The sequence below is a fragment of the Mesorhizobium sp. M7A.F.Ca.AU.001.01.1.1 genome (genome assembly GCF_004022735.1).
Taxonomy (GTDB): Bacteria; Pseudomonadota; Alphaproteobacteria; order Rhizobiales; family Rhizobiaceae; genus Mesorhizobium; species Mesorhizobium ciceri.
On record NZ_RZPF01000155.1, the window covers coordinates 1 to 10536 of the forward strand.

General features: G+C 63.7%; 11 protein-coding genes and 1 pseudogene. 2 read left to right on the top strand and 10 right to left on the bottom strand.

All coding sequences use genetic code 11. The features are described 5' to 3' along the window. Positions 1-59: 59 nt before the first annotated feature. Positions 60-1268 (bottom strand): GGDEF domain-containing protein, encoded by a 1209-nt coding sequence (locus tag EN884_RS12165; protein ID WP_063169531.1) that lies wholly within the window; start codon positions 1266-1268, stop codon positions 60-62. A gap of 73 nt (positions 1269-1341) precedes the next feature. Further along, complete coding sequence (locus EN884_RS12170; protein ID WP_063169532.1) at positions 1342-2538, bottom strand: GGDEF domain-containing protein; 1197 nt, start codon at positions 2536-2538, stop codon at positions 1342-1344. 159 nt (positions 2539-2697) lie between these two features. On the opposite strand from EN884_RS12170, the gene EN884_RS12175 reads away from it, so the two are divergent. Beyond that, entirely contained in the window at positions 2698-3015 is a 318-nt protein-coding gene (locus EN884_RS12175; RefSeq protein WP_013528869.1) for a hypothetical protein, read from the top strand. 38 nt (positions 3016-3053) lie between these two features. On the opposite strand, the gene leuC is transcribed toward EN884_RS12175, so the two are convergent. The 7 genes from leuC to rplS all read right to left on the bottom strand — a co-directional run bounded on the left by leuC (position 3054) and on the right by rplS (position 9094). Then, positions 3054-4463 carry a 3-isopropylmalate dehydratase large subunit gene (gene leuC, locus EN884_RS12180; RefSeq protein ID WP_063169533.1) on the bottom strand — a complete coding sequence of 470 codons (1410 nt, stop codon included), beginning with the start codon at positions 4461-4463 and terminating at the stop codon, positions 3054-3056. A 327-nt stretch (positions 4464-4790) separates the two neighbouring features. Continuing rightward, on the bottom strand, positions 4791-5426 hold the full coding sequence (locus EN884_RS12190) for a class I SAM-dependent methyltransferase (RefSeq protein WP_063169534.1): 636 nt from the start codon (positions 5424-5426) through the stop codon (positions 4791-4793). 54 nt (positions 5427-5480) lie between these two features. Beyond that, complete coding sequence (locus EN884_RS12195; RefSeq protein WP_027163295.1) at positions 5481-6290, bottom strand: amino acid ABC transporter permease; 810 nt, start codon at positions 6288-6290, stop codon at positions 5481-5483. 201 nt (positions 6291-6491) lie between these two features. After that, on the bottom strand, positions 6492-7289 hold the full coding sequence (locus EN884_RS12205) for a transporter substrate-binding domain-containing protein (protein ID WP_013528864.1): 798 nt from the start codon (positions 7287-7289) through the stop codon (positions 6492-6494). 177 nt (positions 7290-7466) lie between these two features. After that, positions 7467-7976, bottom strand: a complete 510-nt coding sequence (locus tag EN884_RS12210; RefSeq protein ID WP_013528863.1) for a MarR family transcriptional regulator — start codon at positions 7974-7976, stop codon at positions 7467-7469. Continuing rightward, positions 7973-8386 (bottom strand): organic hydroperoxide resistance protein, encoded by a 414-nt coding sequence (locus EN884_RS12215; RefSeq protein WP_013528862.1) that lies wholly within the window; start codon positions 8384-8386, stop codon positions 7973-7975. The genes EN884_RS12210 and EN884_RS12215 overlap by 4 nt, the downstream gene beginning before the upstream one ends. Before the next feature lie 156 nt (positions 8387-8542). Then, positions 8543-9094: a 50S ribosomal protein L19 gene (gene rplS / locus EN884_RS12220; protein ID WP_013528861.1), complete on the bottom strand. Its 552-nt coding sequence runs from the start codon at positions 9092-9094 to the stop codon at positions 8543-8545. 329 nt (positions 9095-9423) lie between these two features. On the opposite strand from rplS, the gene EN884_RS12230 reads away from it, so the two are divergent. Then, positions 9424-10176: a sulfite exporter TauE/SafE family protein gene (locus EN884_RS12230; RefSeq protein ID WP_063169535.1), complete on the top strand. Its 753-nt coding sequence runs from the start codon at positions 9424-9426 to the stop codon at positions 10174-10176. Here EN884_RS12230 and EN884_RS12235 read toward each other — a convergent pair. Continuing rightward, positions 10158-10536: pseudogene (locus EN884_RS12235) on the bottom strand (tRNA (guanosine(37)-N1)-methyltransferase TrmD); the annotation flags it as partial. The gene EN884_RS12230 and the pseudogene EN884_RS12235 sit on opposite strands and share 19 nt — an antisense overlap.

The following is a 10536-nucleotide window of genomic DNA, read 5'->3' on the forward strand; positions in this document are numbered from 1 at the left end:
GGTGCTGGTGAAGGGCCGCTCCTATATGTACGGCCTCTCCGACGGCGAGATGCCCGAACTCAGCCCCTGCCGTTAGCTTCCGTTCCGGCTGACGACCAGTTGCCGGCAGGCCCGACGGAGACGCGCACGCAATCGCGCCCGGCATTCTTCGCCTGATAGAGCGCCTGGTCGGCCCGCCGCATCAGATCGGCAAAGTCTTCGCTCGCATGGAGTTCGGCGACGCCGAAGCTCGCGGTGCAGCGGTTGTCAGCCGGCAGTCCGTCTATGGGCAGCGCGCCGAAGGCGCTGCGCGTCCCCTCGGCGAACAGCCGCGCCGCGGCAAGGTTGGTTCCCGGCAGGATGATGGCGAACTCCTCGCCGCCAATGCGGCCGGCAACGTGATGCGCGGCGGCGGCTTCACGCAGGAAGCCTGCAAAAGTCTCGATCACCCGGTCGCCGGACGCATGGCCGAAGCTGTCGTTGACGCTCTTGAAATGATCGAGATCGGCTATGACCAGCGCGACCGGCACGCCTTGCCGCAGGGCGCCAAGCACCGCCAGTTCGGCATGGCGGGTGAAGCCGCCGCGATTGAGCAGGCGCGAAAGCGTGTCCGTCTCCGACTTCGACGTCACTTCGGCAAGCACGTCGCGAACCAGGATGGCCAGCATCAGCAGCGCCAGCGCCAGCGCAAAGACAGTGCCGAGCGATTGCGACACCAGCGCGTAGTTGCTTTGCAGATAGGCTTGCGGATTGGCGCCCCAGCCGCCGAGCGCATGGGCGATGAATGGCTTGGAGGCAAACTGCAGGCCGCTCGCCGCCAGCACGGCCATCAATATGCGATCGAGACGGGCAAGCTTTTGCCTCGATGACCAGACGATGGCCAGCCCGATGAACTGCATGACCGCATAGGGAAGCTGGTAAGCCATGATGCGGATCAGCGACTGGCGGGGCAGGTCCTGTACGAAATACACAGCTATGGTGGTGGCCAACAGGAAAAACAGCATCGCCTTCCAGGGCGGCGCCACGCCGTATTTGCGGGCAAGCCCGCCATTGAACGCAATGGTGGCGGCAAGGAAGACCGCGAAGGCGGCAACGACCGGGAGCCGCGCGTCGGCAAAAGCGGGAATGGAGAATTCGATGGCCGAATAGGCCATGCCCAGCAGATAGCCAAATGCCAGCCAGCGCGCCGGCGCCCGGCCGACATCGTGGAAGGCGACCGCCATGAAGCAGGCCGCCAGCAGGCCGGCAACCGACAGATTGATCAACAGGATGAAGTTGGCGCCGCTCATGTTCTCCCGCACCCGCGCCGACAGCTAATCATCGACGGGCGAAGAAGACGTTAACGTCCTGGCCGGCCAGGATTCAGCCGGTCTTGAGCGGCTCCGGCAGGAACGCCGTTTCCGGCCGCTCATAGGACAGGCGTACACTGTCGCGGCCGTTCTTCTTGGCCTTGTAGAGCGCATCGTCGGCACGGCGCATCAGCGGCTCCAGCGCCTCGTCACCGCTGCGGGCCGCCACGCCGAAGCTTGCCGTCACCTTCGTTCCCTGGGGAAGCCCGTCGACATGGCCGGCCGAATAGACCGTGCGCACCGCTTCGGCGAACAGCCGTGCCGCGGCAAGATCGCTGAGTGGCAGCAGCACGGCGAATTCCTCGCCGCCGATACGCCCGGCAACACCGCGCGCGCCGGCCGCCGACCGAAGCTTGGCGGCGAAATCGGCAATCACGCGATCGCCCGCCCCATGCCCATGCACATCGTTGAGCGCCTTGAAATGATCGAGGTCGGCCAGCACCAACGCGACCGGGAACCGCGCCGAGGCGCAGTGCCGCAAGAGCAGCATGCCGCGCTCCTCGAAGCCACGCCGGTTGAGCAGGCCCGACAGGGGGTCGGTAAAGGTCTCGGTCTTCAACGCCTTCAACACGTCGAGTGCCGCGGCGGAAAACAGGCACAGCGCGATAAGCAGCGACAGCAGCGCGTGCGACAGCAGCGCCGTCGTCCAGTAGGACGAGCCATAGAACCCGTCATAGCTCGTGAAGGGCCCGTGCGCGATGACGACGATAAGGGTGCGCACGAAGAAGTTGACGCCCGACAGCAGCGACAGCACGAACAGGATTTTCTCGGTCGGGCCGTTGTTGCGCACCGGGCGCAGTTCGGCGGCAACCAGAAGGCTGATACCGCCGAAAGCGAAGTTCATCGCCAGGATGCGCCAGGTGAGATCCGGCGCGATGAACAGGAACCAGCAGAACGACGCCAGTCCCCCGCAGGCCAGCGCGCCGATCCCCACATAGGGCACCTTGCGGCCATAGCGGTGGACGATGGCGCCGGCCAGGCAGCAGCCGGCGATGCTGAAGCAGATGTTCGACACCAGCTTGGTCAGCGGCATGCCGATCGGCAAGGTGAAATACTGAAGCAGGAAGCCCACCGCCGAGAGACTGTAGCTGAGCGCCAGCACGGCCAGATAGGGGCGGTGGCGCTGATAGGACCATAGCACGAGGAACGCCGCGCCGAGCGCCAGCGCGATCGTCGGGTTAAGCAGCGCTATGAGCAGACCCGTGTCCAAACGACTATGACTTCCCCTCGCTTACGTCGGGGAAGAGCTTAGAGGGCAAGCCCAAACAAGCGGTTAAGCCTCGCCGCAAGCAGGACCGCCATCTCAAAATAATGTCAGGGAACCGCCGTCTCCGGTCAGCGTTCCTTCGTTGACAATCTGGAGCGACCGATGGCCGACACAATCACACTGACCGACCACGATGCGATCCGCTCGTGGGCTGCCGGGCGCGCCGGCTTTCCCGCAATCGTCGACATCTCGCCCGAAGCGGGGACGCAGCCCATGTTGAGGCTGGTCTTCGGCCAGCACGCCTATCAGGATCAGGACCAGCCTGAACGGCCGCTCAATGCGGGGGGCTATGAACTCGTCGAATGGGACGAATGGTTCAAGCTCTTCGAAGAACAACAGCTTGCGCTTGTGGTCGCGGCCGAACAGCCCGGACGCCGCGAGGAGTTCCACGAACTCGTCCGCCGCGACGGGAAGCGTTGACCCGAGCCGGGTGCGGCTCGGGTCCGTTCAAGTCTGGACTACTTCCACTCGCGAATGTCGACGAAGTGGCCGGCGATCGCCGCCGCGGCCGCCATCGCCGGCGACACCAGATGGGTGCGGCCCTTGAAGCCTTGCCGGCCCTCGAAATTGCGGTTCGAAGTCGAGGCGCAGCGTTCATGCGGCTTCAGCCGGTCGTCGTTCATGGCCAGGCACATCGAGCAGCCCGGCTCGCGCCAATCGAAACCGGCGGCGACAAAGATCTTGTCGAGGCCTTCGGCTTCCGCCTGTTCCTTGACCAGGCCGGAGCCCGGCACGATCATCGCATCGACATGCGGGCTGACCGTCTTGCCTTCGACCACCTTGGCGACGGCGCGCAGATCCTCGATGCGGCCATTGGTGCAGGAACCGATGAAGACGCGGTCGAGCGTGATGTCGGTGATCCTGGTGCCCGGCGTCAGACCCATATAGTCGAGCGCGCGCTGCTTGGAGGTGCGCTTGTTCTCATCGGTGATGTCGTCCGGGTTCGGCACGATGCCTTGCACCGACACGACGTCCTCGGGCGAAGAGCCCCAGGAGACGATCGGCGGCAGCTTGGCCGCGTCGAGCACGATCACCTTGTCGAAATGCGCGCCCTCGTCGGACTGTAGCGTCTTCCAGTATTCGAGTGCCGCATCCCAGGCCGCGCCCTTCGGCGCGCGGGGCTTGTCCTTGACATAGGCGAAGGTCGTCTCGTCCGCGGCGATCAGGCCGGCGCGCGCGCCGCCTTCGATCGACATGTTGCAGATCGTCATGCGGCCCTCCATCGACAGCGCACGGATCGCCTCGCCGGCATATTCGATGACATAGCCGGTGCCACCGGCAGTGCCGATCTCGCCGATGATGGCCAGGATGATGTCCTTGGCGGTGACACCTTCCGGCAATTGGCCGTCGACACGCACCAGCATGTTCTTGGCCTTGCGCTGGATCAGCGTCTGCGTCGCCAGAACATGCTCGACCTCGGATGTGCCGATGCCATGCGCCAGCGCGCCGAAAGCGCCGTGCGTCGAGGTGTGGCTGTCGCCGCAGACGATGGTCATGCCGGGCAGTGTAAAGCCCTGCTCCGGACCGATGATGTGGACGATGCCCTGGCGGATATCGTTCTCGGAATAATATTCGACGCCGAAATCCCTGGCGTTCTTGGCCAGCGCCTCGACCTGGATGCGGCTTTCCTCGTTCTTGATGCCGAACTTGCGCTCGGGCGAAGTCGAGACATTGTGATCGACCACGGCCAGCGTCTTTTCCGGATGCCGGACTTTACGGCCGGTCATGCGCAGGCCTTCGAAGGCCTGCGGACTGGTCACTTCATGGACCAGGTGGCGGTCGATGTAGAGCAGGCAGGTGCCGTCTTCCTGGCGATCGACGACATGGTCGTCGAAAATCTTGTCGTAGAGGGTGCGCGGTGCGCTCATGTGCGTAAATCCGTCGATATGAGAATGGGAAAGAGCAGGTGCCGGACCTCCGGCCCGGCGAAACGACCCCGATGGGTCGGCCTAGGGTAGTCGGCTGGTCAGCGCCCCGGACACGCGCGCGGAGAAGCGCGACGGCAGGCGTTTTCTGTCCTGCAGCACGAACCCCTTGTAGGCCGGATCGCCAAAAAGCTCTTCCATGGCGTGGCTCATATCAATGTTTTGGGTTTTCGGCAATTGGAAGCTGCCTTCGCAGAACTCGGGTTCCTCGTCCTCACTTCCACACCTTCAGGGGGAGAGGAAGGAAGCCAAGATCGGAGAACGCGCCGCTCAGATCACTTCAAACACAAAAGTCTTCACCAGCGCATCCGGCTCGGCGATCGCATAGCAGCGGAACCACGGGCTTTCCTCGACCGGCCGCCATTTCCCAGTCTGCTCCAACTCATCGAACACCGCCTGGAAGCCGCCGCTCTCGAACACCCGGTCGCGCACGGTGAAGATCGCATGGCCGCCCTTGCGGGTGATGCGCACCAGTTCGTGCAGGCCTGTCGCCGGCGCATGGCTGATGGTGAACACGCCTGTCGAGAAGAAGGCGCGGAAATACCCGTCCGGCCACGGCAGCGGACCGCCCAGCATTGCCTGCTTCAGTTCGCTGTAGGCATTGCGGCTGCCGGCGATCTTCAGCATATCGTCCGAGAGGTCGAGCCCCGCAATGTCGCGGTAGCCGAGCGCATTCAGCGACGGTCCCGACAGGCCGGTGCCGCAGCCGGCATCGAGCAACGGGCCATCGCCCGCCGGCACATGGCGCGCCACCCAGGCGGTGATCAGGAAAGGCAGGAGGTAGCCGAGCGAGGCGGTCTCGCTGTCATAGGTCCCGGCCCATGCGGCATAGGCCTCTTCAAGCGCTTCCGGCGTGTCGGCCGTATAGACGGAATCCAGCGCCGCATTGGCTTTGTCGACGATCATGGGACCTCCTCAACGGGAATGCTCGGGGATCGTAGCGCTGCCTTGGCCGAAAAACTATTCCTCGTGCTGGCGGCGCAGCCGCCGTTCCAGCGCCCTGAGCGCCAGCGACAGGCCGACGGTCAGGATGAGGTAGATGTAGGCTGTTATCGAATAGGTCTCGAAGAAGCGAAAGGAGCCGGCGGCGTAGACCTTGCCCATCTGCGTGATGTCGGCAACGCCGAGCACCGAGACCAGCGAGGAATCCTTGACCAGTGCGACGAAATCATTGCCGAGGGGCGGCAGGATGGTGCGGATCGCCTGTGGAAACACGATGAGCCGGAAACGCTGCGCGCGGGTCAGCCCGAGCGCCTTCGCCGCTTCGATCTGGCCCTTCTCCACCGCCTGGATGCCGGCCCGGAAAACCTCCGAGATGAAAGCCGAATAGCCGATGGTCAGCGCCATGATGGCGCGCCACAACAGCGACACGTCGCGCACCAAAAGCTCGCCGAACAGGCCGGCGCTTTGCAGCGGCGCGGTCAGCGCGTTCCAGGCCGCGACGAAGGCCGGCGCGCCGGCAAAGGCGATCCAGAACAACAGCACCAGGATCGGCACGCCGCGGATGATCTCGACATAGAAGCGCGCGATCTGGCGCAGCCAGCGCGAACCCGACATTCCCATCAGCGCGATGCCGAGCCCAATGGCCGACGCCAGCACGAAGGCAATCACGGTGACGAAGATGGTGACGCCGATGCCCTTGGCGACCGTGGCGAACACCTGGGCATAGAGATTGCTGGTGGCGACGAAGACGGCCACCGCGATCGCGATGGTCACGGCCACGACGAGCCACCAGGGGAAGTCGGCTTTGGAGGAAGAGGCGGGAGGCATCAAAAGGATTGCGCCAAGGCAGCCCCCTCTGGCCTGCCGGCCATCTCCCCCTCAAGGGGGGAGATTGGCAGCTTCGTCGACGGCACTCTTTTTACAACTTTGGTGATTGGTGAAAGCGGAAAAAACAGCCAATCTCCCCCCTTGAGGGGGAGATGCCCGGCAAGGCAGAGGGGGGCGTTCAAGCGCGAAGTCAGTGCGAAATCACTGCCCCATCTTGTAATCAAGAAACCACTTCTTGTTCAGCGCATCGAACGTCCCGTCCGCCTTCAACGCCGCAATCGCCGCATTGACCGGCTTCACCAGGTCGGAACCCTTCGGGAAGATGAAGCCGAAATCCTCGGTGCCGAGCGGTCCGCCGATCAGCTTCAGCTTGCCCTCGGAGGCGTCGACATAGCCCTTCCCCGCGGTGCCGTCGGTCAAGACGACGTCAACGTCGCCGGATTTCAGTGCCTGCACCGTGGCGCCGAAGGTCTCGAACAGCTTGATGCGCGGGTTCTGCTCATTGCCGTCGAGCACGCTGTAGACGGCGGTGTAGAAGGGCGTGGTACCGGCCTGCGCGCCGATCAGCCCATCCTTGAAGGCGCCGAAGGTCTTGGCGTCGGTGAAACGGCTTTCATCGCCGCGCACCAGCATGAACTGTTCCGAGCGCATATAGGGGTCGGAGAAATCGACCTTCTCCTTGCGGTCGTCCTTGATGGTGATGCCGGTCATGCCGATGTTGTACTGGTTGTCGGAAACCGCCTGGATCATCGCGTCCCAGGATGTGTTCTGGTACTCGACGGCGAAATTCAGCCGCTTGGCGATCTCGTTCATCGCATCATATTCCCAGCCGATCTGCTTGCCGGTCTTGGCATCGATGAACTGCAGCGGCGGATAGGCGTTTTCGGTCACAACCACCACCTTTTTGCCGCCGAGGTCGGGCAGCGCCTGCGCAAAGGCGGCAACGGGTACCAGGACGAGGGCAAGCAGGCCTGCCAGCAGCAGTTTCGATTTGGTCATGACACACTCCCCGGAAATTGAAGGACCCGGGCACGGCCGGGCTTGTAGGAAAATCCGGCGCCGACTTTAGCTTTCCGCAAGCGTCATGCAAGACGGTCCGCTGCGTCAGCGCGCGCGAAAAGGGATTCCGATGCCTTCATTTCCGGGATTCAGGAATGAACGGTGTCGCGGCAGCGATCAGCTCCGCTTCACGATGCCGGCATCCGCCTTGCGCAAGCCGGAGACGAACCGTGTCAGCGTGCGGTGCAGGGATTTCAACTCGTCGGCATCCAGCGGCAGGTTGCAAAGCATCGCCGCCGGCACGCTTTTGGCCTGCTCACGCAACGCTTGTCCCTTCGCTGTCGGCTCGACCAGAACCCGGCGCTCGTCGGCGGGGTCGCGCCGGCGTGTGACCAGGCCACCGGCCTCCAGCCGCTTGAGCAGCGGCGTCAGCGTCGCCGAATCCAGCCCGAGCGCTTCGCCAAGCTCGCCGACCGTGCTTGGAGCCCGTTCCCAGAGCGCCAACATGGCCAGATATTGCGGATAGGTCAGGCCGAGCGGATCGAGCAGCGGGCGGTAGAGCTTCGTCATCAGCCCGCTTGCCGAATAGAGCGCGAAGCAGAGCTGTTGGTCGAGCCGCGGAACGTGAAACGTCCCGGTGGCCTCCGCCGGGACGTCCCTGGTGCTCTTTGTCGTCTTTTCCGTCATGCCGCCTTTACCGAAAGCGCTACGTCGACATTGCCCCTGATGGCGTTGGAATAGGGGCAGATCTTGTGCGCCTCCGATACAAGCGCTTCCGCCGCCGCCTGATCAAGGCCTTTCGTTTCCGCCGCGAGCGCGACACCGAGCTTAAAGCCTTCGCCATCGGGAAGCAGGCTGACGGTGGAGGTTACCCCGGCATCCGTCAGCGACAGCTTCTGTTTGCGCGCGACAAAGCGGATGGCGCTTTCGAAGCAGGCGGCATAGCCGATAGCGAACAGTTGCTCGGGATTGGTGGCGCCCCCCGGCCCGCCGAGTTCTTTGGGCATTGCCAGATCGACCTTGAGCAGACCGTCGCTGGTCTCGCCATGGCCGGCGCGGCCGCCGGTGACGTGAGCCTGTGTGGTGTAGAGTGCCATATCAAATCTCCAATTACTTTGTGCGCGATTATTTAGTTCACAAAGTAATGCGCCGTCAACAGCCGGATCCTGTGTCTGGCGCTGAAAGCGTTCACAGTCTGGTGAAACGAAAAAAGGCGGCCGAAGCCGCCTTTTTGAATGGGATTTCCGAAAACCTTATTCGGCAGGGGTCGCTTCTGCGGCGGCCTTGGCTGCTGCTTCGGCCTCGGCGGCGGCCTTCTTCTCGGCGGCGTCCTGGGCGGCCTTCTCGACGGCCAGGGCCTCGGCTGCTGCCACCTTCTCGGCTTCGATACGGGCCTTCTCGGCGTTCAGCGCATCGCGCTCCTCATCGTTCAGCTTGCGGGCGCGCACGCCGGTGTTTTCAGAAATACGGGCCGATTTGCCGCGACGATCGCGCAGGTAGTAGAGCTTGGCGCGACGCACCTTGCCGCGGCGAACGATCTCGACGCCTTCAACCATCGGCGAGTAGACCGGGAACACGCGCTCGACACCTTCGCCGTAGGAAATCTTGCGAACCGTGAAGTTCTCCTGGAAGCCGGCGCCGGCGCGGGCGATGACGACGCCCTCATAGGCCTGGACGCGGGTGCGGGTGCCTTCGGTCACGCGGACCTGGACGCGCACGGTGTCGCCGGGCTGGAATTCGGGAAGCTTGCGCTTGGCTTCGATCTTGGCGGCCTGTTCGGCCTCGAGCTGACGGAGAATATCCATCTCAAAAGTCCACTTCTTGTTCTTCCGACAGTCAGAGCGTCCGACACTCGCCTTGCAGTTCCATTGACCGCTTGGCTATGCCTTTTGTCTCCAAGACATTTGTCTTTGAAACATCAGGCAGGGGCGACTACACCGTCATTGTTGACGGGTCCGGCAGATTCTTTCTGGCCGGTACGGGCGGGCACATACAGCTATTTCGCCGCTTTGTCACGCCTTGGGCGCGCATTTTCTGCTCGCATGGCACCATCGTAATCCTGCCGTGCCGGGTTGCGCCGGTCGTTCAGGCTTTCTAAAGCCTGAAATAACACAGTTTTGAGCGGCCGCAATTCATGTCTGTCTTCGATGCCATCGTGCTGTTTCTAGCGGGCTTTCTGTCAGGCGCCGCCAATGCGGTCGCCGGTGGCGGCACCTTCATCACCTTCGGCGCCATGACGTTGGTCGGCCTGCCGCCGATCGTTGCCAACGCCACCTCCTCGGTGACGCAATTTCCAGGCTACATCACCTCGACCCTCGCCTACTCGGCCGATATCAGGCACTTCTGGCGCGGCGCGCTGCTGCTGTGCCTGATCTCGGCCGTGGGCGCACTGGCCGGCGCTCTGATCCTTTTGGCGCTCGACAATCCCTCGTTTCGCGCTCTGGTGCCGTGGCTGCTGCTAGCCGCGACGGCCCTGTTCGCCGCCGGCCCCTGGCTGAAACCAGTGCCAAAGCCCGGCCATGAAGCGGCGGTGGGCTCGCTGGCCGGCTCGCTCGCGCAGTTTCTCACCGCCATCTATGGGGGCTTCTTCGGCGCCGGCATGGGCGTGATGATGCTGGCGACGCTCGGCCTCACCCAGGCCGGCGACTATCACCGGCTGAACGCGTTGAAGAACATGCTGGCCATGGTCATCGCCGCTGTCGCGATCGTCGTCTTCGTCTCGGGCGGCGTCGTCGCCTGGCCGCAGGCGATCATCATGATCCCGGGCGGCGCGCTCGGCGGCTATGCCGGCGTCTGGATCGCCAAGCGGGTGCCGCAAAACGCCGTGCGCGGCTTCGTCGTCGCCGTCGGCCTGTTTTTGGCCTTCTATTATTTTGCCAAGGGCTGAGCAGCGGCAAGCAGGTCCGGACGCCTCTCGGCTGTCAGTCTTTCTGACTCCGCCCGCCGCCAGGCGGCGATCTTCTTGTGATTGCCGGAAATCAGGACCTCGGGAATGTCACGGCCTTCGAACTCCTGCGGCCGCGTATAGTGCGGATGTTCGAGCAGGCCGTTTTCAAAACTCTCTTCCTCGCCCGACATCGCGTTGCCCATGACCCCGGGCAGCAGCCGCACCACCGCGTCGAGCAGCACAAGGGCGGCCGGCTCACCACCCGAGAGAATGAAATCGCCGATCGAGACTTCCTCCAATCCCCGCGCGTCGATCACCCGCTGGTCGACGCGGTGGTGCGGCTGCTGCCCGGGGTCATGG

Bases quoted from the DNA above. Each gene is read 5' to 3' on its own strand.
- EN884_RS12165 (WP_063169531.1), bottom strand. From the start codon at position 1,268: ATGAGCGGCGCCAACTTCATCCTGTTGATCAATCTGTCGGTTGCCGGC.
- EN884_RS12175 (WP_013528869.1), top strand. From the start codon at position 2,698: ATGGCCGACACAATCACACTGACCGACCACGATGCGATCCGCTCGTGG.
- leuC (WP_063169533.1), bottom strand. From the start codon at position 4,463: ATGAGCGCACCGCGCACCCTCTACGACAAGATTTTCGACGACCATGTC.
- EN884_RS12190 (WP_063169534.1), bottom strand. From the start codon at position 5,426: ATGATCGTCGACAAAGCCAATGCGGCGCTGGATTCCGTCTATACGGCC.
- EN884_RS12195 (WP_027163295.1), bottom strand. From the start codon at position 6,290: ATGCCTCCCGCCTCTTCCTCCAAAGCCGACTTCCCCTGGTGGCTCGTC.
- EN884_RS12205 (WP_013528864.1), bottom strand. From the start codon at position 7,289: ATGACCAAATCGAAACTGCTGCTGGCAGGCCTGCTTGCCCTCGTCCTG.
- EN884_RS12210 (WP_013528863.1), bottom strand. From the start codon at position 7,976: ATGACGGAAAAGACGACAAAGAGCACCAGGGACGTCCCGGCGGAGGCC.
- EN884_RS12215 (WP_013528862.1), bottom strand. From the start codon at position 8,386: ATGGCACTCTACACCACACAGGCTCACGTCACCGGCGGCCGCGCCGGC.
- rplS (WP_013528861.1), bottom strand. From the start codon at position 9,094: ATGGATATTCTCCGTCAGCTCGAGGCCGAACAGGCCGCCAAGATCGAA.
- EN884_RS12230 (WP_063169535.1), top strand. From the start codon at position 9,424: ATGTCTGTCTTCGATGCCATCGTGCTGTTTCTAGCGGGCTTTCTGTCA.